We start from the raw sequence: 26,953 nt of genomic DNA, 5'->3' as shown, positions 1-26,953 counted from the left end.
CAGGAGTGAGCTATTTGCTCGTGCCGACCAGGTTACGGATTTCCGCCGTACCGTTCTTGATCTTCCACCCTAGGAACATCTTGCCCAATTCGGGAGACGCTCGGCGAGGATCGCCTTCAATGCCAATGGCGCCCAACGACAATGGAGTGCCGGCTGGCGGAACCGGAGCGCCTACGACGATCCGGTCAGGATGAACGTAGTCGGGATTCGCGGCCCAAGTAAGCGACGTGTCGGATACGCCGCCGTGCCGGCTCGGCGGGTAGCCGTTCGCTCTGAGATATTCGTCGATCTCCTTGTTCGTTTTTGCGTAAGAGTCGCTCGAGAAAAACACCCTCACACCGTCAGCGCGATGTTTCTCGTCTAGCCTACTGGCAAGTGTACGAAGCAGGGGCTGGTTCTGGTCGTGATCGCCCATGAAGATGATGTATTTAAACCCGGTTCTCACCATGCTTTCCGCAACATCTTCGTTCACTCGCGAAAATGCATCCGCGGACAGGTTCACCGTCCCGGGAAGCGGCTCTCATCCGTGGTGGGTGCAAAGGGCATGACGGGTGCCACGAGCGCGTTGCCGAGTTCTTGAGCAATGTGCTCAGCAATGTACTGCGCACGAACAAGATGCTTTCCCAGTGCGATTGCAGGACCCGTTGCTTCCGTGCTGGCGCTAGGGATGAGGACAATCGTCTTGCCAGTATGGATGGCGTCGCGGATTTCCGCTGTCGTCAGCCGCTCCATCATCACTGGAACGGTATGTGGCAACGTGGCTGAATTACCTTGCGCGGCGAGCGTCGGGCTGGCGGCAGTGAGGGATGACAGAGCAAAAGCGACGCGGACTAGACTCAACTTCATGGCCGGTCTCCTGCGGAGCGCAGAACAGGGTGTGACCGATGAGCGAAATGTCCGCAATGGTTGGAAAGCGGACATCCGCTCATGGACTCGCCTCCGCCTTTCAAACATCATCGTGCCGAGTGTCGCTGACGTACCAGGGGGCTGAGTATGGGGCAGGAGCCGGTTCAACTCCGACGCGTGCTGGATGCCGCGCTCGGGCAGCGATCGTCGTCGGTGGGTCGATCGGCCTCGGCATTCTCAGCATGCCAGGCATCATCGCCGGCAAGCTCGGCGACCCCTTCCTGATCATCGCTGCCTGGATCGCGGGAGGCCTGTTCACCTTCCTCGGAGCAAACATCTACGCCGAGCTTGGGACGGCGTTCCCCAAGGCCGGCGGGCCCTACGTTTATGTGCGGGAGGCCGCCGGTCCGTTTGCGGGCTTCGTGACCGGGTGGTCGGACACGGCGATCAGCGTCATCGCCACGGCGGCGCAAGCGGCGGCGTTCGGCCTTTATTTAGAAAACGACGTCCTCGATAGCCGAGCCGTCGCTATTGCGGAATTGGGAGTCCTTTTCGCGGTGAACTGGTTCGGCCTGAAGGTCGGAGCGCGCACCCAGCAGGCACTCAGCCTGTTCAAGGTCGGCGGTTTGGTTCTGCTGGCGCTTGCCTGCCTCGCTCTCGGAGGCGTCAAGCCGCCTTCCGACGTCCAGCTCTTCGAGCATGGTTTCGGCCTGGCCGGAATGATCGCCGCCCTGATGCTTGTCACCGAGACGTACGCCGGTTGGAATTCGGGGTCTATTTCTCCGAGGAGGACAAGGATTCCGACCGCAACGTTCCACGCGCTTTGTTCTGGGGCATCGGCGCGATGATGGGCGCTTATCTGCTCGTCAATCTAGGCTTCCTGAGCCTTCTGTCCATGTCTGAGCTTTCGTCGTCAAACCTGCCGGCGGCCGACGCGGCGCAGCGGATATTCGGAAGCGAGGCGGGAACGATCGTGACTATTTTCGCCGTCATCTCACTGCTCGGCGTCGCCAACGTCAGCGTGATGTACACACCGCGCATTCCGTTCGCGATGAGCAGGGATGGAGTCCTTCCCGCCGCCTTCGCAACGATCAACCGCTACGGTTCGCCAAGTTGGGGGCTGTTCGCCTTCACCCTACCGGCAATGGCTCTCGTGATGCTGAAGTCGTTCGACTTTCTTTTCACGGTCACCGCATTTCTGGGGGTAGCTATCAATGGCGCGGTCTACGCCGCGTTTTTCGTGCTGCGCTCGACAGCGCCGGAGATTCGCAGGCCCTACGTCGCGCGGTGGTACCCGTGGGCTCCCGGATTCGTGGTGGCGATCTCCGTCGCCCTGCTGATCGCGTCCCTGATCACGGACCCCGAGCCCGCGATTTGGGCAATCATCGCGATCGGCCTCAGTTGGCCCGTGTACCGCTGGGTGACGCTCTCAATTCGCCGATCGAAGCGAACGATCCTCATTGATTTGCCGGATTGAAGTGCAGAACGGTGCCCAATTCGCCAATGTCTGCTTTGGGTCGAAGCCTGACGCTAGGCCCTAACCGCGTTCGGCGCTCGACAGCGGGCATACACCAAAGGCCAGACCGTTGGGCCCCGCAATGCCGTGTCCCACCTGTCCGATGATCGAACCGTCCGTGTTCAATACGGTCAGATGGTCGTCGTCGACATTAGCGACATAGAGGCGCCCGTCTGGAGCCAAGCGAACATTGAGTGCACCCTTGCCTGTCGGGACTAAACGGGCTGGTTTACCTCGTTCGAACCAGATGACCCCGTTATCCACGAGCGATGGAGCAACGATTGTGCCGCCGGGAAGCGCTTCGAGGTAAATCAGTTGGCTCGCAACTGGCGCTGGCAATCGCTGCCGGACCTTTAGATCGTCAGCGTCGAGCAGAGTGACCTCGCCTTTGTTCGCCGCTGCAATCATTCCGGTGGGAGCCACACGCAGACCGCGCACCGGCGTTTCGAACGTCTGCTTGGCGATCCTCCTGCCAGTCAGAGCATCGTATTTCGCCACACCCTCCGTCCCCGCGAAGACATAAACGAAGCGCCCGTTGGGGGAGAAGACGAAGTTGTGCGATCCTTTGTCCAGCGGGAAAGTGCGCAGCAGCCGACGGCTACCGGCGTCATAAACGAGCATCGTATCGCCACCGGCTTCTGCGTTGACGAACAACTCGTCAGTGGAAGGGCGCAGTTTGACGCCGTGTGGCGCCCGCAAGGCTGAGGGTAACCTGTAGCGTCCCGTCTCCCGGGCTGACGCTAAGTCTATCCGGCTGACATGGTCACCCGGCGTTCCGATGCGGCTATCATAGTCCGTGATCCCAAACTGCGAAACGTAAGCAGTTCGACCATCCGGGCTCACCTCTACTTCGTGCGGCCAGGAACCAACCTCGACCCGCGCCAAAAGCTGCCCGTCCGGCTTCACGATGGCCAGTCCCGTCCCTTGCTCTTCAGCGGAGAGGATGCAGAAGTTCGTTGGCGATACCGCCGCAAACGCCGCAGCGATCAAGGACACCAGCATGTCAGGGTCTCCCAAGCGCGAAACCAGATCATAACTAACACGGCCGCCACGCCTGCCCAACCGATGCCTGTAGTGGCAGGAATGGGTCGGAAACTGCAGCTAGTTCAGAGCGGCGGGAATGGAAGGAAAGCGGACATCAGGTTTCGACGTCCGGCGCGGCGGTCGGCGAGTACCGCGCGATAAAGAACAGGACGGTGCCGGCGGAGAGGAACGCAGCAATAAGAGTCCACTGTTCACGGCTCGACTGGAAAGCTGCCCAGATGCAAAGGGAGAGGGCGACCCCGGCGGCGGCCCCAAGCCGCAGCGTAAATGCCTCAAGTCCTGCCAGGATGCGCAGGCGGGGGAGGGCGCCGATTGACGCGATATACCCGAGAAGCCGGGCGAGCGTGGCGCTGATCGCCAAAGCGACGAAAGTGCCGGTGAGCGCGAACAGGAGCGCTCCCAATCCGAAGAAGACGATCGAGTTCGCCGGCGTCCGCCAACGTGAAACGTGCCCGAACCACTGGGGGATGAGGCGGTCTTCGGACAAGGCAGCCGTAATCCGGCTAGCGACGGTGTGACCCGCTACGGAGTTGCCTAGCACCGACACGATGACGGTCGCCCCGATGAGGAGCGCGCCGACGTCTCCCGCATAATGGCCGGCGAGGGCAGCAAGTGGAGTCTCGGAGCCCGTGCCAGCTACCGGTGAATTGGAGTAAGCAAATTGTAGCCCGAAATAGACCATGCCGACGATTGCTAGGCTAATGAGGAGGGCACGCGGAACCGACCTTATCGGATTCTTCGTTTCACCCGCCGCGATGGTCGCATTTTCACAGCCTATGAAAGCATAGAGCGCCGCTAACGCCACGCCTTGGACAGCTGTGAATTGAGGCAAGGCGACCGGCTCCATCGAGGGGTTCGCGACCAGCACCAGGCCAGCGAGCAACACAAGCGGTGCAAGTTTGAACAGCGTCAGGGCGCCTAAGACCGACACGGCGCGCTTCATTCCAACCACATTCAGCACGGTCACTACGCCGATGATGACGACGATCGCGCACGACCGCGCCAAGCCTACGCCGAGAACAGGCCAAAAGGCAGCGGCGTAGGAAACCAAGACTGTAACGTTCGCCGCGTGCGCGACCATCCGTCCGAAATAGAAGAGCCAGCCGACTTGAAACCCAGGGAAACGACCGAAGGCATCTGTAACGAACCGCTGCGGACCGCCCGAACGGTCGGTCAATCTGGCTAGACTAGCAAAGCAGAAAAACACGCTGGCCATCAACATAGCGCCCAAGAGCATTAGCCAGGGAGCGAACGTCCCGACTGCCCGGTGGAGAACTTCTGGCAAAGCAAAAATGCCAGATCCGATCAGACCATTAACTACTAGGAAGACCACCCCGACCGTTCCAACGTCGCGGCGATATTCCTGGGAATGTTCAGTGATACGTCGCGCCTGCGATGCCACGCCCCCCCCCGAGCAGCCTCATCAGCGGCATACCAGAAGCTTCTTTGAATGTCCGCAATGGGTCGAAAGCGGACATCAGCGCGCAGCCCAGTCGAATGACCGAAGGAACTCCTCTGGTGTCGTCACCGAGGAGAATGAAATTGTCTGACAAAGTAGAGTCCAATGACCACTTCGGCGTGCCCGAGCAGCTCATCATCGACCTCATCAAGGGCAACGCCCGAGCCGGTCTGATGCAAGATGGGTGCTACGTTCCAACTAGACACGAAGTCGCGACGCAGAAACCGTTCTGGCTCACATTGATACTGTTGGGCTGGTGGTGGGAAAGCCCGGCGGAGTTGGTCCCGACCGATGAGCAAGTTGCTGAGGTTATCGCAATCCTCCGAAGTCGGCCCGATGCTGGCAGCTGGACCATTCAACAGCTCATTGCGCAAGCGCCGCCGCCGGGGCGCAGCAATTCCTGATCTGCCGCTCTAGATTGGCACGATAACAGGTATCGTATGACACCGTTCAGTGCGTGCCCCCGCACGTGACCTACCCGTCCGCAATTCCTCTTTGCACCCGTTCAGCCCGCAACCGGCTTAACCCAGAAGCAGACCTTCGTTCAGCATCGGATAAAGTCGGTACTTGGTGGAAAGCGGAACGACTGCTTTTGGGTGAGCACTGCCGGAGAGCCGACGCTCGTGGCTTCGGAGCAGGTGCTGGCTTGCCGCGCCTGTCTGTTACGCTGCGGATCGCTCGTCAGGCGGCTACCCAGATTGCCGCATGGAGCCATCAATCATCTTGAAGGCGCTCGACCAACAGGTCCACCAAGGCTCGGAGTCGGGGCAGCCGCTTGAGATCCCTGTGGAAGCCAAGCCAGTTGTCGCGGCTCGGGGATCCGAGCCGAGATCCACCACTTCGATCCCGGCCGTCGCTTCGCCAAGCGCTTTGGGGAGGACAGCGAGCCCCGCGCCAAGCGCACATAGCTGCGCCTGCATGTCGCGACTATTGCTGCGCATGGCGACATGCGCGTTCGGCAGGATCCGCGTCAGCCAGGAGACGTCCGGCATTCCTCCAAAGGCGGTGTCCATCACGATCAATGGGCAGCCTTGGCCATCGCCCGGGACTGGCGCCCACTGCCCGCGCCTTGCGTAGACAGCATAGGGCACGGTGATCAGCCTTCGCGCGATCACTTCCGGCTCGTCGAAGGCGGCGATGCGGATGACGAGGTCGGCCTCGCGGCGGGCGAGGCTGTAGATCCGGGCGTCGGTGAGCGTCTCCACGATCACGGCGGGGTGAAGATGCGCGAATTCCGCCAGGATCGGCGCCACCATGATCCGTCCGAACCAGTCTGAGCAGGTCAGGCGCAGCATACCTTCGAGCGCTCCGCTCCGGCCCGTGAGTTCGCGCGCCAAGGCCAGCGCTTCCGCCTCCATGCCCTCGGCATGACGGAGCAGGATCTCCCCTTCGTCGGTCAGAACATGTCCTGCCGCGGAGCGCTGGAACAGCGTCGCGCCGACCGCGTCCTCCAGCGCCCGCAAGCGCCGCCCCATCGTCGGCTGCGACTGCTTCAGCCGACGGCCGGCACCGCCGAGGGTTCCCTCCCGCGCGATCGCGAGAAAGACCCTCAGATCACTCCATTCGATCGGTGGGTCAGACACCATCGATCCATTCAAAAGTGAATGGACTCGGTGCGACTTTCGCGAGTTCATGTCAAACCAGAATGGGCCCATCTCCTGTCCCATCAGGAGTTCAAGCCATGCTGACAACATCGATGATCGCCGCCGTAGTCGAGGAGGAGAATGGCCCCTTCATGCTGCGCGAGCGGGCCCGCCCCGAGCCTGCGCCAGGTCAGGTCCTCGTCCGGATCGAGGCGAGCGGGACGAACCCCTTGGACACGAAGATCAGGTCAGGACAGGCCCCTCACGCGCGGCAACCCCTGCCGGCGACCCTCGGCATGGACCTGGCCGGAACCGTCGTCGCCCTTGGGGCCGGCATCGACCGCTTCCAGGTCGGCGACACCGTCTACGGCTTCGCCGGAGGCGTCGGCGGGCTGCAGGGATCGCACGCGCAATATGGTGCCTTCGATGCGCGGCTGCTCGCCAGGAAGCCCGCGTCGCTGTCGATGCAGGCAGCCTCGGTGCTTCCGCTGGTGGTGATCACTGCGTGGGAGGGCTTGGTCGACCGCGCGCAGGTGAAGGCGGGGCAGACCGTGCTTATCCAGGGCGGCGCGGGGGCGTCGGGCAGGTCGCCGTGCAGATCGCCCTCGCTCGCGGAGCGAAGGTCTTTGCGACCGACTTCGGCGACGACCTCGATTACGTCCGCGCAATGGGCGCGGTCGCCATCGACGCGAAGAGGGACGTCGCGAGCTATGTCGCAGAGCACACCGACGGGCAGGGCTTCGACCTCGTCTATGACACGGTCGGCGGTCCCGTGCTGGATGCCTCGTTCGAGGCCGTCCGCCGCTTCGGGCATGTCGTGAGCTGCCTCGGCTGGGGGACGCACAAGCTCGCGCCCCTGTCGTTCAAGCAGGCCACCTACTCGGGCGTCTTCACTCTGCAACCGCTCATCGCGGACGAGGGCCGGGAACATTTCGGCGACATCCTCGACGAAGCGCGAAAGCTCGTTGAGACGGGCAAGCTTTCGCCTCGCCTCGATCCCCGAGCCTTCGCGCTCGAAGACCTCGGGCTCGCCTACGACGCCGTGCTCGGCACCAACGGCGCCCCCGGCAGCGGGGAAAGATTGCCATCAAGATTTGGTGAAGGTCGACGCCGGCCGATCAGGCGCGGCCTTCGTCGAGTGACGCGTGAGAATAGCCGGGTTCCCATCCGCTTGCCGGCACCCGTCTGGCGGCCACAGGAGAAACATCATGAGCAAGAAGTTCGGAGCAACCTCCACGACTGACGATGTCCTCGCGGGCAGGGACCTTGCCGGTAAGCGGGTCCTGGTGACGGGCGTGTCGGCCGGCCTCGGCCTCGAGACCGCCCGCGCCCTCGTCGCCCATGGAGCCGAAGTCGTCGGCACAGCGCGAGACATGACCAAGGCGCGCAACGCTCTCACCCGGATCGGCATGAGCGACTCCGCCCTCGAGCTTGTCGAGCTCGATCTTGCCGACTTGGCGGATGTGCGGCGGGCCGCGGAGGCACTGCGCAGCGATGGCAAGCCGCTCGACCTGGTCATTGCCAACGCTGGGGTCATGGCGACGCCCTTCGGTCTCACGGCCGACGGCTTCGAGACCCAGTTCGGGACCAACCACCTCGGTCACTTCGCCTTCGTGAACGGCATCGCACCTCTCATGCGTCGCGGTTCGCGCCTAGTGGTGCTCGCGTCCTCAGGCCATCGCTTTTCCACCGTCAGCCTCGACGATCCGAACTTCGAACGCAGCGCCTATGAGCCGTTCCTCGCCTACGGCCGCTCGAAGACCGCCAACATTCTCTTCGCGGTCGAGTTCGATCGCCGGTACCGCTCGCTCGGCCTGCGCGCGACAGCGGTTCACCCAGGCGGAATCCGGACCGAGCTTTCGCGCCACATGGGCAGTGACCGCCTTCAGCAGCTCATGGACGGCATCAATGCCGATCTCGCCCGGGAGGGAAAGCCTGCGTACGAGTGGAAAACGCCCCGGGAGGGCGCTGCCACGACGCTTTGGGCCGGACTTGTCGCCGAGGCCGATCAAGTTGGCGGACGATATTGCGAGGACTGCCAGGTCTCCCCGGTAATCACCGACGAGATCATTGGTTTCGGAAGCCCGGGCGTCCGGCCTTACGCGCTTGATCCGGACCTCGCGCGGGCCCTCTGGGCCAAGAGCGAGGAGATGGTCGGCGAGGTCTTCGACCTCAGGACCGCCCGCCCGACCAACGGGATCGAGCCCCTCGCAACGGCGTGAGAGATCGCCGCGGAATTCGCACCTTCAGCACCCGCTGACGCGCGCCGCAGCCGGGGCAGCTCCTTATCCGGCGCCAGACGGAGACCTTCCATGACCACGATCACCATGCGGGACGGCACCGAGCTCTTCTACAAGGACTGGGGGTCCAAGGATGCCCCGGTCATCGTCTTCCATCACGGCTGGCCGCTCAGCGCCGACGAGTGGGACAACCAGATGATGTTTTTCCTGGGACGGGGTTTCCGGGTGATTGCCCACGACCGGCGCGGACACGGTCGCTCCACCCAGACCGATACGGGCAACGACATGGACACCTACGCGGCTGATGTGATCGAGCTCGCGCGTGCGCTTGATCTCAAGCGCGCGATCCATATCGGCCATTCGACGGGCGGCGGCGAAGTGGCGCGCTACGTGGCACGGGCAGAACCGGGCCGCGTTGCGATGGCCGTGCTGATCAACGCCATCACCCCCGTCATGATCCGCAAGGACAGCAATCCGGGCGGCCTGCCGATCGAAGTGTTCGACGGATACCGCAAAGCCGTGTCGGCCAATCGCGCACAGACGTATCTCGAGATCGCATCCGGGCCATTCTACGGCTTCAACCGCCCCGACGCGAAGCCGAGCGAGGGCGCCATTCGCAACTGGTGGCGACAGGGCATGATGGGAGGGATCAAAGCACATCACGATTGCATTCGGGTCTTCTCCGAAACGGACCTTACGGAGGACCTGAGGGCAATCGACGTTCCTGTTCTGGTCATGCATAGCGAGGACGATCAGGTCGTCCCCTACACCGCTTCGGCCCTCTTGCGGTCAAGCTCCTGAAGGATAGCACACTCAAGACCTACAATGGCCTGCCGCATGGGATGCCGACGAGCCATCCCGACATCATCAACGCGGATATTCTCGCCTTCATCGAAGGCGATTCCGCCTAGAACAGGCTCGTTGCGAGGCCAGCCAGCCAGGTAATCTAAAAACTCCCTTACGACACAGGAGACTTACGTGATCACAGCTGAAGACGCTGTCTTGGTCGAGGAAACCGGCGCCGGCCGATTTCAGGTTCGCGCCAGTTCGGGCGATCATCAGATGATAATCGACGAGCCTTTGCAATTCGGTGGCCTGGGCTCTGGCCCGAACCCCTTCGACCTTCTCTGCGCGGCGCTTGGCTCGTGCACATTGATCACCATGCGCTTCTATGCCGAAAAAAAGGGCTGGTGCCTCGGACCGTTCAGTGTTCGCATCAGTCACCGCAAGGGGTCTGCCGAAGCACGCGATCGCTTCGAGCGCGTGCTTCAGCTCGGGTCGGTGACGCCGGAGCAAGCTGAGCGGCTGCTGGCAATAGCCAACAAATGTCCTGTGCATCTCCTGCTCGAGCGCGGATCTGACGTAGTGACGTCGCTTGCAGTCTCGAGCCTTCCCGACGGGCGCACGGAGGGTCTGCACCCGCAGGTTGTCGATCAGCTTTGTAGGGAAGCCCTTAACTCATCATGCTGCTCTTGGTCGAAGCAGACATCCCAGCCGACTTACTGCCGCGTCGCGGTGCCTCCCCCGGCTACGTTCCACCACCAGCCCTGGACGATGCAGCCGTTGCTGCCAGCTTCGCTGGTCACTTCCTTGAAGCGGGTGGTTGTGGAGGTTCCGGCGCCTAGTGTCGCGCTCTTGCGAGCGGCGTCACAATCAGGCGCCCAGAAGCCGCGGTACACTGCGTTCGGCACGCCCACAGGTTTGGCCACTTGCTTCTGGTATTCGAGTTGCTGGTTACGGACCGTCCGGGCATGCGCCTCCAACTGACGCTGATAATCCGCCGCCGCTTGCTCTGCCGCCGCCTTCTGCTCCTGCTTCTTGCGTGCAACTTCCTCTTGCGCCCGCTTGTATTCCTCGACCTGCTTCTCTTGTGCGACCAACTGCTTCTCGTATTCGGCTTGCGCAATCGCAAATTCAGAATCTGCCTGAGCATTAGTCTTCTTCGGCTTGGCCAACTGGCCATGCGGAACTGAGGCGCTGTTCGTCGTCTTGAGCGCCGACCCTCGGCTCCGAGAGGTGGCACTTGAACTTGCCTGACCCGGATCCGGCGGGAAATTCGTGAGGAACGTTACTGACTTCCCGCTTTGCGCTAGGTTGCCAAGATATTCCGAGCGCATTCGCTCAGCCTCTTCCCTCGTCTCAAATCCGTCGCACCGTGAATCCCAAGGGGTCTTACCTACGCGGTCTTCGACAAATCTTTCATAACGAAGGTGAACGGAGACGTATTCGGTGTTCTCCGGCAATTCTATGACTTCAGTGAAGTAATAAGCTGACCCGACGGCCGCGTGACAATACCCGACCAAACCAGCAGCTTGTGCCGATCCACTCCAGGTGAGCAGACCCGCGGCGACACCCAACCATTTAATACGCAATACACCCCCCTGAACGCTACCTAGGACGATGATCCTACACTGCGGACTAATGTCCGCAATGGGTCGAAAGCCGCCGCTACCTCAGGGGCAGGAATGATGACTTTCGTTGACGAAAGTAAGGGGCCGAGCCGTGAGCCACCGCCCCTTAAATCATTGGTCGTATCATCCGATGCGTTTGAAATAGGTGGTCACCATCCGCGGCGTGACATTGCCTGCCCAAATGATGGTTTCCTTCATCGATTTCCGATTCTCTTCGATCGTGTAGACTCGGGTCGAAACAGGATCGCCGTTTTTGGTGAACGTCAGCACCAGAGTGTTCGGCGCCGGCTGGCGCATCGAAACTTTGTCGGCGAAGGTCATGTTGCCGGTGACCGGCACGGGGGTGCCATCTGCCGGCCCGGTTGCTTCGGCGTGCTGGCGGGAGCCGTCAGCGGCTACAATTTCGCTCTGACCTGTCCATTGATCCGCTGAGAGACGAAAATCGAGCGTAACGCTGCGTGGCCGCTCGTCGGCGGGTATACGCGAGACATCCAACGACCACTTCCCGACCAGCGGCAGCTGGTCCGGCGCGTTTGCCTGGGCGATCTCCGAGCGTTGCTCATTTTGCGGAGAATTGGCGACGGCCATCGCGATTGCGGCGATGGCTATTGGTACTACGATCATGATCAATCCTTTCGACGTTGTCCGACTGCGGTCGTCGGGCTGCGCCGGATCGTCGGTCGACGTACGTGAGCGGGATAGATCAGTATTTTTGTCCCAGATTTTCTGGTCATCCACGATGCGGGCGAGTTCACGGCTGCTACCGACTCCCGTTTTCCGCCGAGCGTCGCGCAGACGCTCGTTTATCGAAGCTTCTGATTGACCCAAGCGAGCGGCAATCGACTTCCCTGTATGGCCCATCGCCAGCAAGTGCAGGACTTCCAATTCTTTGTCGGAAAGGGAGGCGATTGCGCTGGGTGGCACATGCGAAGCGGGCATGGTTCGGGATCACCACACGCACGATCCGGCGTCTACCCAAATTTCTTGGCTTGCGCCGCGGCGCCCCAACTCCCCAGACGATCTAGCGGCTAGTGGCTAGTGGCAGCTTTGGGTCGAAAGCAGAATCGCGGGTCGAGGGGCGCGCAAGTTCCCTTGCACGCCCGCTCATTATTGATGTCGAATTCAAGCTGTGGTCCGGCTGCCTGCCTGATCAGTTCTCGACATTAGTAGGCCCAGGACAAGCGCGACTAGAAGAAGCGCTGGAACATCGCCAAAAAGGTGCCCACCCTGCATCGGCGTGCGCATCGCCTCGTACGCCATCACGCCTGCGTGGACGACGCTTGACCACACCGTGAACCAGATAAGCGACGCATTCGCGGCCGGATCTCTCGCCGCTCGCATGAGGAACACGCCAAGCGTCGCGTATATTCCCACAATCATCAGGAAATAGTCGTTCGTAGCGGGGCTGCCTTCGTGCCACGCCCACCCACTGGGCCAAACCATCGCCAATGGATAGACGAGGCAAAAGATCGCCCCGAATGCGATCAAAGCCCAAGACAAGAGTCGTTGATTGGCCATTGCAGATTTCCCCCTCGATGCGAACTTTGAAACGCTCGCGCAACGACGCTAGCACTACTTGGCGCAAAACGGCGAATGTCTGCTTTGGGTCGAAAGCGGACGCTGCTGCCTCGCAGACAATTTATCTGCGTCGGCGTAAGACCGCGATCAGGACAATGCCAACCAGCGAGAGGACAGCGCCGCGTGTAACCCAGGGGCGCTGATCGATCATGAAGCTGGAGGCGGGCCAGTTCACTAGCCCAGTGCCTTGCCCGATCCAGAGCAATCCCATGAGCACTGCGAAAATTCCGAGGACGAGGAGGACGGCTTTCATTGACATCTTATTCAGCAATCCGATGAGCGTCCGCAATGGGTCGAAAGCGGACCCTCGGCTCGTGCCCCGGAACGGCAGGAAAGCCGGCGTTAAGCCGCGATCCGGCTTCGGGCTGATCGCTTATTTCGATACATGTCCTGGTCAGCCGCCTCGAGCAGTTCGCTTGAGCGGGTGGAGCCGTCGGTTGCAAAGGCGATGCCAATACTGGCCGAGGGTTTCAACACCTCGCCCCTAAATTCGACGACGCGGCCGATCTGCTCCCAAAGTTGCAATGCAATACCTCTGGCCGTGAATTCGTGCGCGTCGTTGCCCCTGAGGATCAGAGCGAACTCGTCACCACCCAGTCGTGCACAATCATTAATGGCAGGGGCCACCGATCTGATCCGGCGGCCAACTTCGCCCAGAAGCGCATCGCCAGCTGCGTGCCCGAGCGTATCGTTGACCTTTTTGAAGTGATCGAGATCGATCAGCAAGACAGCGCAAGCTATCCCTGCGCGACGGTCCGCTAGGGCTTCCGACAGTCTCTCATCGAACAATCGGCGATTTGGAAGACTGGTCAGAGGGTCGAGATACGCCACACGCTCCACTGTCGATCTTGTGCGGCGCTCGCTCAGCGCGAAGCGACCGCCGAAACATGCAAGCGCCGCGAGCAATAGTGAGAAGATCCCGCTCAGTGTCAAAAGCTCTTCGAGCTCGAGTCTCTGGGTCCGGTTGTCGCTGGGGCCAGATGCGGCGACCAGGTCGAACTCCGCGCCGATCACCAGCGAACTCAAGAATCCAAGGAAGACGACGGCGAGAATGAGCCCGCGAACGCCGGCAATAGTATTGAACATGAAAGGGTCCTGTGAGGTGAGCCCGAGGGCGATAGACGCGAGGAGTTGGGGACCGGTGAACCTAGACTCCAAATCGGAGGAAACCCCCGAAATGCTGAACCGAGAAACTGACCGGTTTGGGTGGAAAACTGCCATTAGCTGATCGTGCCGACCCAAGCCTCTAGTCCCTCCAGATTTTCGAACGGATTGTCGTAAGTCGGGTCTTGGTCCTTAGTCTCCGCGGCTGTTGCCTTGGCCCGTGCAACAGCATCATCCACGTCAAAGGCGGGCATGATAAACGTGCCAGCGTCCTCGCCGTCGCGAGTCAGCCGCACTCGGTGCATTTTCATGCCAGGTTCGAACATCGCAGCCCCTCATGAGAGTGTGCCTGTCACGTCCAAAGTTGGCAATGGGTGGAAAGCGGACGCTTGTTAACTCGCATCCCATTCATGAACCGCAACCTTCGAGCAGTTTCGTAGCGCCAGCGGATCTTGTTTTGCTAAGCTTTGCGCTTCCTCGAGACTACCAGCGTGGAGGACGTACGCCCCTCCGCTTCTGTCAGTGAACGGCCCGGCTTGCTCCAGAAGAGACCGATCGCGCAGATCGTCCAAGAACCGGTAATGCGCGGGAATGATCTGCGGATCGAACTCAGGCAATCGCATCGTCAGTACTAGGTATTTCATCGCATGCTGGTAGCAGTGCGCCTCATGTCTGCAATGGTGGAAAACGGACTTGAGAAGGCGGCCGGCGTTTACTCGGCGTTCGGTACCTTATGCCGAGCCATATGCGGTAAGAAATCCATCTTGCCCACGCCCAACCCCGCATTGCGCAGCAGCGCGTATGCCATTGTCACGTGGAAATAGAAGTTCGGCATGATCCAGTCTTGGATGTCATCTTCCGACGACATCAAAAAGCGGACGCCGTTCGGCAATGTCAGATCGACGACAGCATCTGGTTCCGCCCATTCCGTGGGGTCGACCTGATCGACCTTCGAGCGAACCGCGGCAATCCGTTCGCGAACCTCCCGAGCGACTGGTATGGGACCTCTTCGAGCGGAACTGTTTTTCCAGCGACTTGATTAAGTGCCAACAGCACCTGATTGAGTGCGACGCGAAACTGCAACTCCAGGGGAAACATGTCCTCGGTAAGTTTCTGCGCGAGCACATCATGCGCCATCCCCGCTTCTTCGGCCTTGCCGACTAGGTGATCCAGAGTGCCGAGCATGTTGGCGAAGACTATCCGAGCTGAATGGGCGTAAGACATCGCAGACCTTTGGCAGGGAGTTTCAGCTCGGGCAAAACTTACGGCAGCTGACGTCCGGATTGGGTGGAAAGCAGACCTTCGATGCTTAAGATGCGGAAATGAGCACGCTTCCAAGAGTCGAACGGTACCTTTAGCCCTGCTCGATGCGAGCAGGCAGCGTCAGGTCTAACGCCATGAATAACGTGCCTGCCGGTGTAGGTCTGTAATAGGCATTAACTCGTCGGAACCCTAAGCGACGGTACAGATTTGCTGCTGTTTCCATCGTTGGCAGCGTGTCCAGAACCAGCTCTGAATAGCCGCGGGATCGCGCCACTGTGATAATCGCTTCAGTAAGCGTTTTGCCAAGTCCCAACGAACGCGCTTCGGGGACGACGTAAAGCCGCTTCATCTCGCATCGGTTGGTGTAATCCAGCGGCCGCATTCCAATGCATCCCACGGGGCGATCACGATCGTCCCAAGCGACCAGCAACTCCCCTCGGGTGGCACATATTTTCCTGGCAGGTTCGCCAGCTCGCTGCTGAAGTCCTGATAATGAAGATCAGTCGGCAAGGCTGCCGCATAGCCTGCAAAGAGCTCGGTTGCTGCTTCAATCTCTTCCCTTGTTCGCGCTGGACTAATCCGAAACGGCGGGTTCACTGACAGCCCTTCGTTCTCTGTCCCCGTCTGGGCGCGGGCGGGCCGGTGTCTTCGATCGTTCGAAAACAGAAAGCCGAACTTCCGCATCAGACGAGAACTCCATTCTACTTACAGAGCAGCTTGGGAACCCATGCGGACATCCCGTCTGTCCATGGCTGATCCGTTGGGTGGATCACCAAGATCAGCGAGCGACTCACTGCCTGCCCGCTACTTTGGAGCTGCATTGGCGTGTCTTGTGGAATCACGAGCCATTCATCACCGACCATTCTACGCGCCCCTTGCGGCGTTTCAACGCAAGCCGAGCCCACCAGTTGGAAGATTGCCTTTGGACCGGAAGGCGCATGAGGGGAGATCATGGCGGGAGTCGAAGTAGTTGCTTCCATCAGCCGGGCGGTCAGATCCGGCCCGCCGGATACAGTTAGAGGTCCGACGGTGCCGAGATGTTCGCCCGTGGTGGGCCTCCAGCTCGGGTTGTCGTTGATCGTCTGGAGCAAGACTAGATTACCAATGGTGACCGTGACGCTACCTTGCAGCGTTCTTGCGGCCTCGGCGCCTTCAACATCAGAGAAGCGGTCGATGTGCCAATAAACCTGACTTGGCATGGGCCCCAGATTGATCGAGGTATCCCAGTAGCAACCGTCTGCCCGCACTCGGTTACGCGCGGGTTCCTCGCATTGGCCAAGTTGGTCGACCGATTTGTCCGCAAACCTGAAAGAGCGCTTGCTGCGAAGGCTGGGAGGCGCATCCGGCGACAACTGCGGCAAGAATGAAAGCGCTCCGGGTCGGCATTACAACAGTCTCCGGAGGCCCCAATAACCGCGAATGAACGAGGCGGCTAATAGTCGTGATTGCCGGACGGGGACGCGCTTCTGCCTTCAACGACCAAACGTTGGCGGCACCCTGCCAGCGATGGTGAGCGCGCGCTCGAAGTTGGTATCGCACTGGTATCGCAAACCGCCATATTCGGCCCAATTTGGGCAATTTCCAGCTTCAGAAAACCACAGTTTTGCGCCATTCTCTCACGGGAGCCACGCAATCGCACTGCAGAGGTCAGGGGTTCGATTCCCCTCAGCTCCGCCAGCCTAAGCATCTGGATTCTCTTAAACTTTCTGATGGCGCCAGCCACGGACCGCGTTACATGTGCCGGTCCGGGACTGCCTGGCAGCGCATGCTTCGCCCATCGTGCAAAGGAAGCTATGCTGGCATTCCGAGGGGAAGGGTTTCAGCGGCCTGATGAAGATCGCGGGTATCGAGTTGCCGAAAGACATGGCGGAGGCCGCGGAGGCCTGCCGCCCTCATTTCGTCGCAGGCGCAATTTTCAGCCTGTTCATCAACCTACTGTTCCTCGCGCCCGCCATCTACATGCTGCAGGTCTATGACCGGGTCGTCGCGACCGGCGGCAAGATGACCTTGCTCTTCATCACCATTGCGCTCGCGATCGGGCTCATGGCACTCGCCGCGCTCGACGCGATCCGGAATCGGCTGCTGGTCCGGGCAAGCATGCGCCTCGACACCTTGCTCGCGCCGAAGATCCTGAAGCGAATGATGGCGCGCAATTCCAGCGCGGCCGTTCAGGCGATGCGGGATTTCGACACGATCCGCCAGGCGATCGGAAGCCCGGTCGCGGGCGCACTGTTTGACGTGCCGTGGTTCCCGCTCTTCCTGCTGGTCGCCTTCCTGCTGCATTTCTGGATCGGCGTGCTCGCGACGATTGCGTCGATCGTGCTGTTCTTCGTCGCCTGGCGCAACCAGCGGGCCACCGCCGAGACGATGCAGGTTGCGACGCAGGCCATGGCCTCGTCCCAGGCCGCCGCGCAGACCGTCGCTCTCAACAACGACACGGTCCGGGCGCTCGGAATGGTCGGATCGATGGTCCATCGGCAGCTAGAACAGCGGGCCTTCGGGCTTACGCGACTTGCCGACGCCCAGTTCACCGGCGGCCGCTATTCGGCGACGAGCCGTTTCCTTCGGCTGTTCGTTCAGTCGGCGGCGCTTGGCCTTGGCGCACTGCTCGCGATCGCCGGCTATATTTCTTCGGGCGCGATCGTCGCTGCGTCGATCCTGCTGAGCCGCGCCCTCCAGCCGGTCGAGGCGGTGATCAGCGGATGGCCGACATTGACCAGCGCGCACGCGGCCCTGAGGCGGCTTGCGGATGTGATGGCGGGTGTGCCCGCGGAGCGAATCTACACGCGGCTTCCGGAACCCGCCGGACGGGTGGAGATCGACCAGGTCGGACTGCGTGGCCCGGACGGTCGGCCGATCCTTTTCGGAGTCTCGTTCGATGTTTCGCCCGGCGAGATGCTTGGAATCATCGGACCGAGCGGCGCCGGAAAGACGACGCTTGCGAAGATACTCGCGGGGGCGATTCCCGCCGAAGCTGGAACCGTGCGTCTCGACGGTGCCCAATATGCCGATTGGGAGCCGGACGCCCTTGCCCGGCATATCGGATATCTGCCGCAGGAACCGAGCCTGTTCGAAGGCACGATCAAGCAGAACATTTCCCGCTTCGCCGACGGCTCGGATGGCGAGGACGTCGATACGTTGGCGGTCGCGGCTGCAAAATCGGCCGGTGTCCACGATCTGATCCTGAAGCTTCCCAAGGGCTATGACACGCCGCTCGGCCCACTCGGCAATGGCCTGTCTTCGGGGCAGGCCCAGCGCGTGGCGCTGGCGCGGGCGCTCTATGGTAATCCGGTGCTGCTGATATTCGATGAGCCCAATGCCTTTCTCGATTCCGACGGCGAGGCCGCGCTTCTGCGATCGCTTGCCGGAGCGTTGAACCGCGGTGCGGCGGTCGTGATGATCGCGCATCGCCGGTCGATCCTGGCGGGTGCGAAGCGGCTGCTGGTCCTCGAAGGCGGGCGGCCCAAGCTTCTCGGTCCGTCGCAGGAAGTCGCCGCGCGCCTGTCGCAAGTCGGTGAAGGCGGCGCGTCATGAACCTGCCGGCAAGGCTCATCGCCCCGATCGTGGAGGCCTACCAGCCCGACCTTCCGGCCGACGATCCGCGCCGTGACATCCGGATCGGTGCAGCGATCGTCATCTTCTTCTTCGTCATCCTGCTCGGCTGGGCAGCTTTCGCCCCGCTCGATGCCGCAGTTCCCGCACAGGGTGTGATCGCCATTTCGGGCAATCGCCAGACGGTCCAGCACCGCGAGGGCGGCGTCGTCACCGCGATCAACATCCGGGAAGGCCAGCGAGTGAACGCGGGCGACGTCCTCATCGAAATGGCCGCGCCGGACCTCAAAGCGCAGGAACGGGCGCTGACCAGCGACTATCTGACCAATCTCGCTCAGCGCGCGCGCCTGATGGCCGAGCGTGCGGGCAGCGAAATTTCGCCCCGCCGGTCGAGTTCGCCGGCCTGTCTCCCGAAGACCAGGTGCTCGCGGCTCAGGCGCTCGCCCTGCAACGTGCCCAGCTAAACGCGCGGCTCGCGTCGATCTCCGCGCAGCAGTCCGTCCTTGGACAACGGTCGCTCCAGCTCGGCGAGCAGCAAGGCGGCTATTCGGAGCAGATCGCCTCGCTTCGCGAGCAGCAGCGGCTGCTTGCCGACGAGCTCGCCGGAATGCGCGAGATTGAGAAGAAGGGATTCGCGTCGGTCAACCGCATCCGTGCGCTGGAACGTGCGCTTGCCGATCTCAAGGGCCGCGAGGCGGCGATGCGCTCGGAAATCGCGCGCGCTGGCGAAGGCAAAGGCGAAACGCGAATGCAGTCCGTGTCGATTGAGACCAACGCGCTCGAGCAGGTTGCGACCGAGCTTCGCGACACGCAGGCGCGGCTTTCCGACGTTTTTCCAAAATTGATCGCAGTTCGAGAGCAGCTTCAGCGCGCCCGCGTCCGAGCGCCTGTCTCGGGGCAGGTCGTCGGCCTTTCCGTGTTCACGATTGGCGGCGTGGTCGCCCCGGGCCAGACCCTGATGGAAATCGTTCCTGATCGTCGTACGCTCGTCATTCAGGCGCAGGTCGCTCCGAACGATGCGGATGATGTCTACCAGGGCCAGGAAGCGCAGGTTCGTTTCGTCAGCGTGCACGACCGGACCCTTCCGCTGCTGACCGGGAAGGTGCGGACGATATCCGCCGATAGCTTCACGGATGAGAAGAGTGGTCGCTCTTTCTTCCGCGCCGAGATCGAGGTGACGCCCGAGCAGCTGCGAAAGGTCGGAGGGACGCTTGGCCACGGCCAGCTTCGGCCCGGCCTTCCCGTCGAAGTGCTGCTTAACGTCCGCAAGCGAACTGCGCTTCAGTACATCCTCGAACCGCTTACCCGGAACCTGTGGGGCTCCCTGCGAGAGCAATAATAGCCGCTTCGCGGGTGAGATTTGCACGCGCGGCTGGACGCTCATCGCGCTCTGGGGCAAAGGGGCGCCACCCACTTCGAACAGCACAGGCAGTCATGAAAGCGCGCGTCTTCGTCACCCTGAAGCCCGGAGTTCTCGACCCGCAGGGCAAGGCTATCCATCACGCGCTGGAAGGCCTCGGCTTTTCCGGCGTGCAGGACGTCCGAGCCGGCAAGCTGATCGAGCTCGAGCTGGCGGACGGCACCTCCGATATCGCCATCGAGGATATGTGCCGCAAGCTCCTGGCCAACACGGTCATCGAGAATTTCCGGATCGAGCGTTTGGAGACCGCGGCTTGAGAAGCGCGGTCATCGTCTTTCCCGGCTCCAATTGCGACCGCGACCTCGCCGTCGCGATCGAGCAGGTGACGGGCCGCGCTCCCGCGATGGTCTGGCACCGCGAAAGCGAGCTTCCGGACGGTACCGACTTCATCGCCCTTCCCGGCGGCTTCTCCTACGGCGACTATCTGCGGTCAGGCGCGATGGCCGCGCGCTCGCCGATCATGCGGGCGGTGTCCGACGCGGCCAGCCGCGGCGTTCCGGTGCTCGGCATCTGCAACGGCTTCCAGGTCCTGACGGAAACCGGACTCCTGCCCGGCGCGCTGATGCGCAACGCCGGCCTCAATTTCGTCTGCCGTCCCGTCGGGTTAAAGGTCGAGAACAGCCAAAGCCTGTTCACCTCGCAATATGATGCAGGCGAGAACATCATCATCCCGGTCGCCCACCACGACGGCAACTTCCAGGCCGATGCGTCGACGCTCGATCGGCTCGAGGGCGAGGGCCGCGTGGCCTTCCGCTACACCGAGCAGGTCAACGGCTCGTCGCGGAACATCGCGGGCATCCTCAACGATGCCGGTAACGTGCTCGGAATGATGCCGCACCCGGAACGCGCGCTCGAGCCTGCGCACGGCAACACCGACGGCAGGCGCCTGTTCGAAGGCCTGTTGGAGACGGTCGCGGCCTAATTGCGCCGTGTTACGGGAATTTGATGGCAGCCCGCCTCGCCAGGCGGAAGCATGCACAGGAACAGCCGGTCGGGCCCAGCCTGATCGACCACGATCATCCGCCGCTCGAGCGTTTCGGGACTGGTAAACACGACGACCGTTGCCGCGCGGCCCGGCTGGGCGGCGAGAAGCGCGCCTGAAACCCCAACGACGGAAACCAACGCCACACGCATTGCTTGCCCCTTTTCCCCGTCTCCGCATTGGCCGCCGCGATTGAACGCGAAATGAATGCGAAAAACTGGCGCGCCCGGTAGGATTCGAACCTACGACCTCAAGCTTAGAAGGCTCGTGCTCTATCCAACTGAGCTACGGGCGCGCGATGCGACAGTCCCTACCTGCATTGCCGCGTTTGAAAAACTACTAGTGCGAACCGTCGCGTTGCGCTTAGCTGCCGACGAACCAGCGGGGGAGCTCGAATGACGAAGAAATTGATGGCCGGCGCAGCAGTTCTCGCTGCCTTGCTCCCCGCCGCATCACAGGCGCAGGAGCAGCCGTCGACCGAGCTCGTCCTATATCCGAAGGGCCATTACAAAGGCGCAGGTTATTCGATCGCCGGCGCGTCACAATCGATGCGCGTCTTCACCGTTCGCAGCGTGAAGATCCCGGAAGGCATGGCGTGGGAGCTGTGCAGCGGCAATACCTTCACCGGCTGCACGGAATTCTCCGCGTCCGACCCGGCGATGATCATGAATGTTCGCTCGGTCCGCCCGGTCGCCGCCAAGATCACCACCGTCGGCGCAGCGGTCGGCACCGTCGTCACCGGTCCCAATCCCTCTCTCCACGGTCTTGCAAGCGAATATTTCGTCGCCCCCGCCGTCACCAATGGCGGCGCCCGCGTCGAAGTCACGCCAGGCACGTCCGAAGCCATGTCGCAGAAGGCGCGCGACTTCTGCCGAAGCCACGGCTGGCGGCAGTCGGTCTATGCGCGGCTCCAGACGATCGAGGGCAGATCGTTCCTTGCCGACGTCCTCTGCGCCGACGAATAGACGGCGCTCGATTCCAACCTTTAGTCCCAGGAGTATCCGATGTCCCTGTTGATTGCGTTGCTTGTTGCCGCCAGTCCCGCCGCCGCTCCGGAAGCAGTGGAAAAGAAGCCCGCCTCAAGTGCGAATGGATCCACGAGGTCGGCACCTCCCGCCCGCGCCGCGTCTGCGAGAAGCGCGTCGAGCCGAAGCCGGCCGAGCAGGCGAAGGAGGAACCGCAGCAGCAACTGCCAAAGTCGGAGCCGCTTAAGACGGAGTAGAGCAGATCGCTCTTCCCGCACTCTTTGTTAAATTTTTGTTAGGAGCGACTCGACGCTCTGTGTTTCCCCCGTGTCGACGTCGCTCGTCCGTCAATCAGGGGGAAGTTCATGAAGACCATGGTTCTGGCCGCGCTCGGCGCGGCTTCGATTGCGTTCGCGTCCGCACCGGCGACCGCGAAGCAGTACGTCGATTACACTCCGCAGAAGGGCTATTGGGACGTCAACGCGGTCGAGGTCGATCCCAACCACGTCGACGATTACCTCACCGGCCTCAGCAAGTCGCTCATCCCGACCTACGAGACGCTGAAGAAGCGCGGCCTGATCGACGATTACAAGTTCATGGTTCGCAGCGGCTACGTGAAGGGCTCGCCGAACGTCCTGCTGATGACCCACTCGAAATCCTATGGCGTGCTCGACGCGGACCAGGCCCGCGACCAGGCGATCGACAAGGAGATCGAGGCACTCTTCACCAAGGAGCAGAACGACGCCGCCATCGCGGGCTACGAGAAGTACCGCACCTTCATCGACAACGCACAGTGGACCGACATCGTCATGAAGAAGTGACGCGTTGAGTGGGAGCGAGCGGCCGGCAGGTCGCTCGCCTGCCCCGCCCTTCGCGTTCTACGGCGGGCCACGCGCTGCTTCCCGATGCTGCGAATTCGCTCAACTGCGCTCGGCTACTCCTTCATTTCCGATTCTTCCGCGCCGCATAGCGGGCATCACGTGCGGCCTTCGCCTCGGCCTCGGTCGGGGGAGCGGAGGCAGCCGCTTTGGCTGCATCGTCCGCCGCTTTCGCTTCTGCTTCGGCCTTCTTCGTGGCCGCCTTCTCGGCCTTGGCCTCTTCCCGCCGCTGGCCGGCCGCCTTGCGCTCGGCGGCCAGCTTCTCGTCGACTGGCGGCCTGGAACGAAATTGCTCCAGCGCCTTCTGCTTCGCCTGCGCGGACTGGCCGGCGCGGTCCTGGTATGTGCTGTTGTAGGTCATGATTGAAATGGTCTCCTGATCGGGCAGCATGCCTTTTCGCCGCGCAGGGCGGTGGGGTTCAGTGTCGACAACGCCGGACAGGCCTGGTCGGGCCGATCCGCCGGCCCGTCACGAAACGGGGCGCGGTCGCCCGCGCCCCCCTTACATGCTTCAATCGAAACGTACGAAGTCTATTCGCCGGCGCCCGTCGGGTTGCAATTCGCCCCCGGGAAACCGCCCCGCTGGCCCTCGCGGGCTGCGGGATCGCTGGGGTTGGGAAGGAAGCCCATGCTCATGAACGAACCGTAGGACTGGGTGTGGCCGCCCGGATCGACCTGAACCAGCGATCCGCCAGGCCCGATCGGAAGCCACAGGCCGTCAGGCGTGTCGTTGAGACCGGAAAAGGCACATGCCGAATTGCCGTTGATCGGCAGGTCCTTGCCACTACCGGTGATCTCGCCGGCGTACGCGGGAGTAGCCGCCAGCATGGCAGCCGTCATCGCTCCGAGAACTGCGCTCTTCATCATCACGAATTCCTTTGTGCGGAGTCTGCGACAGCTGAGTTGGTCGCAAAGGCTCAGGCGGCCGCCACCTTAACATATTTTAATCTCGCCGTCCTATAAATCGGCGTGAGTTGACCGGTGGGGTGCGGTTACTCTTCCCCCATCCGGAGCGCGGCGATGAAAGCCTCCTGCGGGATCGAGACATTGCCATATTCCCGCATTTTGGCTTTGCCCTTCTTTTGCTTCTCGAGCAGCTTGCGTTTGCGGGTCGCGTCGCCGCCGTAGCATTTTGCGGTGACGTCCTTGCGCATGGCGCTGATCGTTTCGCGGGCGATGACCTTGCCGCCGATCGCGGCCTGGATCGGGATCTTGAACAGATGGCGCGGGATGAGCTCCTTCAACCGCTCGCACATGCCGCGGCCACGCTGTTCGGCAGTGCCGCGGTGGGTGATCATGCTCAGCGCGTCGACCGGCTCCTCGTTGACCAGGATGCTCATCTTGACGAGGTCGCCCTCGCGGTGGCCGATCTGCTCGTAATCGAAACTGGCGTAGCCGCGGCTGATCGACTTCAACCGGTCGTAGAAGTCGAACACTACTTCGTTCAGCGGAAGCTCGTATTTGATCTGGGCACGCTGGTGGGCGCCGCTACCGACATAGGTCAGCCCCTTCTGGATACCGCGGCGGTCCTGACACAATTTGAGGATCGCCCCGAGATATTCGTCGGGGTGTAGATGGTCGCCTCGATCCAGGGCTCCTCGATGCTCTCGATGCGGTTGGGGTCGGGCATGTCGGCCGGGTTGTGCAGTTCGATCGTCTGCGCCGCCTCGTTCTTCGAATGGGTGAGATGCATCTTGTACACCACGCTGGGCGCGGTGGTGATGAGGTCCAGGTCATATTCGCGGGTCAGCCGCTCCTGGATAATTTCGAGGTGGAGGAGGCCGAGGAAGCCGCAGCGGAAGCCGAAGCCGAGCGCCGCGCTGCTTTCGGTTTCGAAGCTGAACGACGCGTCGTTGAGGCGCAGCTTGTAAAGGCTGTCGCGGAGCTTTTCGAAGTCCGCGGCGTCGACCGGAAACAGGCCGCAGAAAACGACCGGCTGCACTTCCTTGAATCCCGGCAGCGCCTGCGCGGTGGGGCGCTTGGCGTCCGTGATCGTGTCGCCGACGCGGGTTTCGGCGACTTCCTTGATCTGCGCGGTGATGAAGCCGATCTCGCCCGCGGCCAGCTCCTGCAGCTGCTCGATCTTCGGGCGCATGCAGCCGACGCGGTCGACCAAATGAGTCGTGCCGGCGGCCATGAACTTGATCTGCTGGCCCTTCTTGAGGACGCCGTCCATCACGCGGACGAGAATGACGACGCCAAGGTAAGGGTCGTACCAGCTGTCGACGAGCATCGCCTTCAGCGGCGCGTCGCGGTCGCCCTTGGGAGGGGGGATCTTGTCGATGATCGCCTGCAGCACCTCGTCGATCCCGATGCCGCTCTTCGCCGACGCCAAGACGGCCTCGGAGGCATCTAGCCCAATGATCTCCTCAATCTCCTGCCGCACGCCCTCCGGGTCGGCGGCAGGAAGGTCGATCTTGTTGATGACGGGAACTATTTCATGATCGTGTTCAATGCTTTGGTAGACGTTAGCTAACGTCTGGGCCTCGACGCCCTGGGCGGCGTCCACGACCAGGAGCGCGCCTTCGCAGGCGGCAAGCGACCGCGACACTTCGTATGCGAAGTCGACGTGGCCGGGGGTGTCCATCAGGTTGAGCTCGTAGCCGTTCCATTCGAGACGCACGGTCTGCGCCTTGATGGTGATCCCGCGCTCCTGCTCGATTTCCATGTTGTCGAGGATCTGGCCGTGCGTCATCTCGCGCTCGGTCAGCCCGCCGGTCCGCTGGATCAGCCGATCGGCGAGCGTGCTCTTCCCGTGATCAATGTGCGCAATGATCGAGAAATTCCGGATCTTCGTGATGTCTTTCATTTGGGTGGGGCCGCTAGCAGGGGATTGAAGCGAGCGCGAGAGCGTTGGATAAGCGCCGCTCACAAGGGGCTTGTCGATGAAGCGATTCAGCATCCTGGTTGCAGGTATGTGTGCGGCTACATGCGGTGCGGCGGTTTATGCCGCGGCGCCCGCGAAGGGCCCGCCCCCGCCTCCGCCGATTGCCAATTATTATATGGATGCGGCCACCGTCGGCGGCTTCGGCGGCATGATGGGCGGCGAGGGCCGGCCGAGCATGGCGCAGATGATGGGCATGATGTCGGGCAATGCGCCTGCATATTCGCACACGCTCGAACTGAGACTTGCGTCACGGACCAAGGCGCCTGCGGCGCCGGAGGCGAACCACTTGATCCCGCCGGGACTGCAGATGGGGCCGAGCCTTCCGCTGATCGCTCCGGCCAGTCCGAAGCCCGCAACGCAGACCTATCCCTATCAGCAGCCGAAGGGCCGGATGGTCATCTACTGGGGTTGCGGCGAGCATGTCGGCGCTGGACAGCCGACCGTCATCGACTTCGCCAAGGTTGCCGCGGGACAAATGCCGCCGGGGATGGCGAACATGGCCAATTATGCGCGCATGGCGAACATCCCGCACAGCGCCCCAGGCTATGGTGAATGGCCGAACAAGCAGGACCGGCGGCCGTTGCCGGTGAACGGCTCGCTTGTTGGAGCGCACAAGGTGGAGGGCAATTACTCACCACCGATCGCCTTCACGCTCGGTCAGGACTTCATGCCGGCATTGAACCTGCGGGAGCTAGGCTCGCTTCCGTCGGGCGCGGCCCAGCTCGGCTGGACTCCGGCCGCGAGCGCGACCGGCTATGCGCTCGCGATGTTCGGCTCGGCCCAGAATGGCGACGTGCTGATGTGGAGTTCGTCGAAGAGCGCGGCGATGGCCACGATGCTGGACTATATCTCGCCGTCCGAAGTGAAGCGCCTGATCGGCACAGGCCACGTCCTCAGCCCGCAGACGACGCAGTGCACGCTTCCGTCGGAAGTCGTCAAGGCGTCCCCCGCCGGGATGATCATGATGATCGGCTATGGACCCCAGGCCTATTTCGCCGAGGCTCCCAAGGCACCGAAATGGACGGCCACGGCCCGCTTCAAGACGGTTTCGTCGATCATGCTGGGAATGCCGCAGATGGGCGGCCAAGACGGCGCGGCGTCGGGGCAGCCGCAGCCCAAGAAAAAGAAGAAGTTCGGCATCGGCGACGTGCTGAAGGGCGCCATTCCGGGCCAGTAATATCCGTTCATCGACCTAGGCCGCCCGTCCGTCGAAGCGCCTTGCGCT

At 62.1% G+C, this 26,953-nt stretch carries 30 protein-coding genes, 1 tRNA gene and 6 pseudogenes; 15 read left to right on the top strand and 22 right to left on the bottom strand.

Features of this window, described 5'->3' with window-relative positions; translation table 11 throughout:
• Positions 1-10: 10 nt before the first annotated feature.
• A pseudogene (locus H9L14_RS14830) lies at positions 11-732 on the bottom strand (creatininase family protein).
• A 152-nt stretch (positions 733-884) separates the two neighbouring features.
• Between H9L14_RS14830 and H9L14_RS17565 the strand changes: the two are divergent.
• Positions 885-2,323 (top strand): annotated as a pseudogene (locus H9L14_RS17565) (APC family permease).
• Positions 2,324-2,383: 60 nt separating this feature from the next.
• Here H9L14_RS17565 and H9L14_RS14810 read toward each other — a convergent pair.
• Both H9L14_RS14810 and H9L14_RS14805 read right to left on the bottom strand, forming a co-directional pair.
• On the bottom strand, positions 2,384-3,352 hold the full coding sequence (locus tag H9L14_RS14810) for a YncE family protein (protein ID WP_187708705.1): 969 nt from the start codon (positions 3,350-3,352) through the stop codon (positions 2,384-2,386).
• Between the two features lie 148 nt (positions 3,353-3,500).
• The gene (locus H9L14_RS14805; protein ID WP_246444661.1) at positions 3,501-4,739 is read right to left on the bottom strand and encodes an APC family permease; all 1,239 of its coding nucleotides are present in this window, start codon (positions 4,737-4,739) and stop codon (positions 3,501-3,503) included.
• A gap of 209 nt (positions 4,740-4,948) precedes the next feature.
• Here H9L14_RS14805 and H9L14_RS14800 point away from each other — a divergent pair, with 209 nt between their 5' ends.
• Entirely contained in the window at positions 4,949-5,269 is a 321-nt protein-coding gene (locus tag H9L14_RS14800) for a hypothetical protein (RefSeq protein WP_222949863.1), read from the top strand.
• A 285-nt stretch (positions 5,270-5,554) separates the two neighbouring features.
• Here H9L14_RS14800 and H9L14_RS14795 read toward each other — a convergent pair whose 3' ends face one another.
• The gene (locus tag H9L14_RS14795; RefSeq protein ID WP_246444257.1) at positions 5,555-6,451 is read right to left on the bottom strand and encodes a LysR family transcriptional regulator; all 897 of its coding nucleotides are present in this window, start codon (positions 6,449-6,451) and stop codon (positions 5,555-5,557) included.
• Positions 6,452-6,510: 59 nt separating this feature from the next.
• On the opposite strand from H9L14_RS14795, the pseudogene H9L14_RS17200 reads away from it, so the two are divergent.
• The 5 genes and pseudogenes from H9L14_RS17200 to H9L14_RS17560 all read left to right on the top strand — a co-directional run.
• Positions 6,511-6,840: pseudogene (locus tag H9L14_RS17200) on the top strand (alcohol dehydrogenase catalytic domain-containing protein); the annotation flags it as partial.
• Between the two features lie 113 nt (positions 6,841-6,953).
• Positions 6,954-7,691: a zinc-binding dehydrogenase gene (locus H9L14_RS15260; RefSeq protein WP_246444254.1), complete on the top strand. Its 738-nt coding sequence runs from the start codon at positions 6,954-6,956 to the stop codon at positions 7,689-7,691.
• Positions 7,657-8,670, top strand: coding sequence for an SDR family NAD(P)-dependent oxidoreductase (locus H9L14_RS14785; protein WP_187708704.1), 1,014 nt, complete (start codon positions 7,657-7,659; stop codon positions 8,668-8,670). The genes H9L14_RS15260 and H9L14_RS14785 overlap by 35 nt, the downstream gene beginning before the upstream one ends.
• Positions 8,671-8,760: 90 nt before the next feature.
• Positions 8,761-9,599 (top strand): annotated as a pseudogene (locus tag H9L14_RS14780) (alpha/beta fold hydrolase).
• Between the two features lie 151 nt (positions 9,600-9,750).
• Positions 9,751-10,044 (top strand): annotated as a pseudogene (locus H9L14_RS17560) (OsmC family protein); the annotation flags it as partial.
• Positions 10,045-10,187: 143 nt separating this feature from the next.
• Here the strand turns inward: H9L14_RS17560 and H9L14_RS16335 are convergent.
• The 12 genes from H9L14_RS16335 to H9L14_RS14730 all read right to left on the bottom strand — a co-directional run bounded on the left by H9L14_RS16335 (position 10,188) and on the right by H9L14_RS14730 (position 16,243).
• Positions 10,188-10,643 carry a hypothetical protein gene (locus tag H9L14_RS16335; protein WP_246444252.1) on the bottom strand — a complete coding sequence of 152 codons (456 nt, stop codon included), beginning with the start codon at positions 10,641-10,643 and terminating at the stop codon, positions 10,188-10,190.
• A gap of 579 nt (positions 10,644-11,222) precedes the next feature.
• A complete protein-coding gene (locus H9L14_RS14770) occupies positions 11,223-12,038 on the bottom strand; it encodes a helix-turn-helix transcriptional regulator (protein WP_187708702.1) in 816 nt (271 codons plus the stop codon).
• A 183-nt stretch (positions 12,039-12,221) separates the two neighbouring features.
• Positions 12,222-12,617: a DUF6632 domain-containing protein gene (locus H9L14_RS14765; RefSeq protein WP_187708701.1), complete on the bottom strand. Its 396-nt coding sequence runs from the start codon at positions 12,615-12,617 to the stop codon at positions 12,222-12,224.
• A 121-nt stretch (positions 12,618-12,738) separates the two neighbouring features.
• Positions 12,739-12,930 carry a hypothetical protein gene (locus H9L14_RS14760; RefSeq protein ID WP_187708700.1) on the bottom strand — a complete coding sequence of 64 codons (192 nt, stop codon included), beginning with the start codon at positions 12,928-12,930 and terminating at the stop codon, positions 12,739-12,741.
• Between the two features lie 89 nt (positions 12,931-13,019).
• Positions 13,020-13,703 (bottom strand): GGDEF domain-containing protein, encoded by a 684-nt coding sequence (locus tag H9L14_RS14755; protein ID WP_187708699.1) that lies wholly within the window; start codon positions 13,701-13,703, stop codon positions 13,020-13,022.
• A 194-nt stretch (positions 13,704-13,897) separates the two neighbouring features.
• Complete coding sequence (locus tag H9L14_RS14750) at positions 13,898-14,107, bottom strand: hypothetical protein (RefSeq protein WP_187708698.1); 210 nt, start codon at positions 14,105-14,107, stop codon at positions 13,898-13,900.
• A 66-nt stretch (positions 14,108-14,173) separates the two neighbouring features.
• Positions 14,174-14,425: a YciI family protein gene (locus tag H9L14_RS14745; RefSeq protein ID WP_187708697.1), complete on the bottom strand. Its 252-nt coding sequence runs from the start codon at positions 14,423-14,425 to the stop codon at positions 14,174-14,176.
• A gap of 68 nt (positions 14,426-14,493) precedes the next feature.
• Complete coding sequence (locus H9L14_RS16835; RefSeq protein WP_281389468.1) at positions 14,494-14,751, bottom strand: DUF1993 family protein; 258 nt, start codon at positions 14,749-14,751, stop codon at positions 14,494-14,496.
• Positions 14,676-15,005 (bottom strand): DUF1993 family protein, encoded by a 330-nt coding sequence (locus H9L14_RS16830; RefSeq protein WP_281389392.1) that lies wholly within the window; start codon positions 15,003-15,005, stop codon positions 14,676-14,678. Before H9L14_RS16830 ends, H9L14_RS16835 begins: the two co-directional genes overlap by 76 nt.
• A 130-nt stretch (positions 15,006-15,135) precedes the next feature.
• Complete coding sequence (locus H9L14_RS15255) at positions 15,136-15,441, bottom strand: GNAT family N-acetyltransferase (RefSeq protein ID WP_425506915.1); 306 nt, start codon at positions 15,439-15,441, stop codon at positions 15,136-15,138.
• The gene (locus H9L14_RS15250; RefSeq protein WP_222950000.1) at positions 15,390-15,728 is read right to left on the bottom strand and encodes a hypothetical protein; all 339 of its coding nucleotides are present in this window, start codon (positions 15,726-15,728) and stop codon (positions 15,390-15,392) included. Before H9L14_RS15250 ends, H9L14_RS15255 begins: the two co-directional genes overlap by 52 nt.
• 17 nt (positions 15,729-15,745) lie before the next feature.
• The gene (locus tag H9L14_RS14730) at positions 15,746-16,243 is read right to left on the bottom strand and encodes a hypothetical protein (RefSeq protein ID WP_187708696.1); all 498 of its coding nucleotides are present in this window, start codon (positions 16,241-16,243) and stop codon (positions 15,746-15,748) included.
• A gap of 631 nt (positions 16,244-16,874) precedes the next feature.
• Here H9L14_RS14730 and H9L14_RS14725 point away from each other — a divergent pair.
• The 5 genes from H9L14_RS14725 to purQ all read left to right on the top strand — a co-directional run bounded on the left by H9L14_RS14725 (position 16,875) and on the right by purQ (position 20,938).
• A complete protein-coding gene (locus H9L14_RS14725) occupies positions 16,875-18,578 on the top strand; it encodes a type I secretion system permease/ATPase (protein WP_187708695.1) in 1,704 nt (567 codons plus the stop codon).
• The gene (locus H9L14_RS14720; protein ID WP_187708694.1) at positions 18,575-19,060 is read left to right on the top strand and encodes a putative HlyD family type I secretion protein; all 486 of its coding nucleotides are present in this window, start codon (positions 18,575-18,577) and stop codon (positions 19,058-19,060) included. Before H9L14_RS14725 ends, H9L14_RS14720 begins: the two co-directional genes overlap by 4 nt.
• Complete coding sequence (locus H9L14_RS14715) at positions 19,018-19,935, top strand: HlyD family type I secretion periplasmic adaptor subunit (RefSeq protein ID WP_187708693.1); 918 nt, start codon at positions 19,018-19,020, stop codon at positions 19,933-19,935. The genes H9L14_RS14720 and H9L14_RS14715 overlap by 43 nt, the downstream gene beginning before the upstream one ends.
• A gap of 95 nt (positions 19,936-20,030) precedes the next feature.
• Positions 20,031-20,273 carry a phosphoribosylformylglycinamidine synthase subunit PurS gene (gene purS, locus H9L14_RS14710; RefSeq protein ID WP_187708692.1) on the top strand — a complete coding sequence of 81 codons (243 nt, stop codon included), beginning with the start codon at positions 20,031-20,033 and terminating at the stop codon, positions 20,271-20,273.
• Positions 20,270-20,938: a phosphoribosylformylglycinamidine synthase subunit PurQ gene (gene purQ / locus H9L14_RS14705; protein ID WP_187708691.1), complete on the top strand. Its 669-nt coding sequence runs from the start codon at positions 20,270-20,272 to the stop codon at positions 20,936-20,938. The genes purS and purQ overlap by 4 nt, the downstream gene beginning before the upstream one ends.
• Here purQ and H9L14_RS14700 read toward each other — a convergent pair.
• Positions 20,935-21,150 carry a hypothetical protein gene (locus H9L14_RS14700; RefSeq protein ID WP_187708690.1) on the bottom strand — a complete coding sequence of 72 codons (216 nt, stop codon included), beginning with the start codon at positions 21,148-21,150 and terminating at the stop codon, positions 20,935-20,937. The two genes, purQ and H9L14_RS14700, sit on opposite strands and share 4 nt — an antisense overlap.
• A gap of 66 nt (positions 21,151-21,216) precedes the next feature.
• Positions 21,217-21,293: transfer RNA gene (locus H9L14_RS14695), tRNA-Arg, on the bottom strand.
• Between the two features lie 100 nt (positions 21,294-21,393).
• On the opposite strand from H9L14_RS14695, the gene H9L14_RS14690 reads away from it, so the two are divergent.
• Positions 21,394-21,963, top strand: a complete 570-nt coding sequence (locus H9L14_RS14690) for a hypothetical protein (RefSeq protein WP_187708689.1) — start codon at positions 21,394-21,396, stop codon at positions 21,961-21,963.
• Positions 21,964-21,983: 20 nt separating this feature from the next.
• On the opposite strand, the gene H9L14_RS14685 is transcribed toward H9L14_RS14690, so the two are convergent.
• A complete protein-coding gene (locus tag H9L14_RS14685) occupies positions 21,984-22,187 on the bottom strand; it encodes a hypothetical protein (RefSeq protein WP_187708688.1) in 204 nt (67 codons plus the stop codon).
• 141 nt (positions 22,188-22,328) lie between these two features.
• Here H9L14_RS14685 and H9L14_RS14680 point away from each other — a divergent pair, with 141 nt between their 5' ends.
• Positions 22,329-22,784 (top strand): hypothetical protein, encoded by a 456-nt coding sequence (locus tag H9L14_RS14680; RefSeq protein WP_187708687.1) that lies wholly within the window; start codon positions 22,329-22,331, stop codon positions 22,782-22,784.
• 121 nt (positions 22,785-22,905) lie between these two features.
• Here H9L14_RS14680 and H9L14_RS14675 read toward each other — a convergent pair whose 3' ends face one another.
• From H9L14_RS14675 to lepA, 3 genes and pseudogenes are all read right to left on the bottom strand, one after another.
• Positions 22,906-23,232 (bottom strand): DUF6481 family protein, encoded by a 327-nt coding sequence (locus tag H9L14_RS14675; RefSeq protein ID WP_246444245.1) that lies wholly within the window; start codon positions 23,230-23,232, stop codon positions 22,906-22,908.
• Between the two features lie 140 nt (positions 23,233-23,372).
• Positions 23,373-23,708, bottom strand: a complete 336-nt coding sequence (locus H9L14_RS14670; RefSeq protein ID WP_187708686.1) for a hypothetical protein — start codon at positions 23,706-23,708, stop codon at positions 23,373-23,375.
• Between the two features lie 125 nt (positions 23,709-23,833).
• Positions 23,834-25,650, bottom strand: a pseudogene (lepA, locus tag H9L14_RS14665) (translation elongation factor 4).
• Positions 25,651-25,726: 76 nt separating this feature from the next.
• Here lepA and H9L14_RS14660 point away from each other — a divergent pair.
• The gene (locus tag H9L14_RS14660) at positions 25,727-26,905 is read left to right on the top strand and encodes a hypothetical protein (protein ID WP_187708685.1); all 1,179 of its coding nucleotides are present in this window, start codon (positions 25,727-25,729) and stop codon (positions 26,903-26,905) included.
• The last annotated feature ends 48 nt before the right edge of the window (positions 26,906-26,953 follow it).

The sequence above is a fragment of the Sphingomonas sediminicola genome (assembly GCF_014489515.1).
Lineage (GTDB): Bacteria > Pseudomonadota > Alphaproteobacteria > Sphingomonadales > Sphingomonadaceae > Sphingomicrobium > Sphingomicrobium sediminicola.
Note: the sequence above shows the minus strand (reverse complement) of the source record. Positions and strands in the feature narration are given on the sequence as shown.

Coding starts and splice junctions, on each gene's coding strand:
- H9L14_RS14795 (WP_246444257.1), bottom strand. CDS start 6,451: ATGGTGTCTGACCCACCGATCGAATGGAGTGATCTGAGGGTCTTTCTC.
- H9L14_RS14785 (WP_187708704.1), top strand. CDS start 7,657: ATGAGCAAGAAGTTCGGAGCAACCTCCACGACTGACGATGTCCTCGCG.
- H9L14_RS14770 (WP_187708702.1), bottom strand. CDS start 12,038: ATGCCCGCTTCGCATGTGCCACCCAGCGCAATCGCCTCCCTTTCCGAC.
- H9L14_RS14765 (WP_187708701.1), bottom strand. CDS start 12,617: ATGGCCAATCAACGACTCTTGTCTTGGGCTTTGATCGCATTCGGGGCG.
- H9L14_RS14760 (WP_187708700.1), bottom strand. CDS start 12,930: ATGAAAGCCGTCCTCCTCGTCCTCGGAATTTTCGCAGTGCTCATGGGA.
- H9L14_RS14750 (WP_187708698.1), bottom strand. CDS start 14,107: ATGTTCGAACCTGGCATGAAAATGCACCGAGTGCGGCTGACTCGCGAC.
- H9L14_RS14745 (WP_187708697.1), bottom strand. CDS start 14,425: ATGAAATACCTAGTACTGACGATGCGATTGCCTGAGTTCGATCCGCAG.
- H9L14_RS16830 (WP_281389392.1), bottom strand. CDS start 15,005: ATGTCTTACGCCCATTCAGCTCGGATAGTCTTCGCCAACATGCTCGGC.
- H9L14_RS15250 (WP_222950000.1), bottom strand. CDS start 15,728: ATGCGGAAGTTCGGCTTTCTGTTTTCGAACGATCGAAGACACCGGCCC.
- H9L14_RS14730 (WP_187708696.1), bottom strand. CDS start 16,243: ATGCCAAGTCAGGTTTATTGGCACATCGACCGCTTCTCTGATGTTGAA.
- H9L14_RS14725 (WP_187708695.1), top strand. CDS start 16,875: ATGAAGATCGCGGGTATCGAGTTGCCGAAAGACATGGCGGAGGCCGCG.
- H9L14_RS14720 (WP_187708694.1), top strand. CDS start 18,575: ATGAACCTGCCGGCAAGGCTCATCGCCCCGATCGTGGAGGCCTACCAG.
- purS (WP_187708692.1), top strand. CDS start 20,031: ATGAAAGCGCGCGTCTTCGTCACCCTGAAGCCCGGAGTTCTCGACCCG.
- H9L14_RS14700 (WP_187708690.1), bottom strand. CDS start 21,150: ATGCGTGTGGCGTTGGTTTCCGTCGTTGGGGTTTCAGGCGCGCTTCTC.
- H9L14_RS14690 (WP_187708689.1), top strand. CDS start 21,394: ATGACGAAGAAATTGATGGCCGGCGCAGCAGTTCTCGCTGCCTTGCTC.
- H9L14_RS14680 (WP_187708687.1), top strand. CDS start 22,329: ATGAAGACCATGGTTCTGGCCGCGCTCGGCGCGGCTTCGATTGCGTTC.
- H9L14_RS14675 (WP_246444245.1), bottom strand. CDS start 23,232: ATGCTGCCCGATCAGGAGACCATTTCAATCATGACCTACAACAGCACA.
- H9L14_RS14670 (WP_187708686.1), bottom strand. CDS start 23,708: ATGATGAAGAGCGCAGTTCTCGGAGCGATGACGGCTGCCATGCTGGCG.
- H9L14_RS14660 (WP_187708685.1), top strand. CDS start 25,727: ATGAAGCGATTCAGCATCCTGGTTGCAGGTATGTGTGCGGCTACATGC.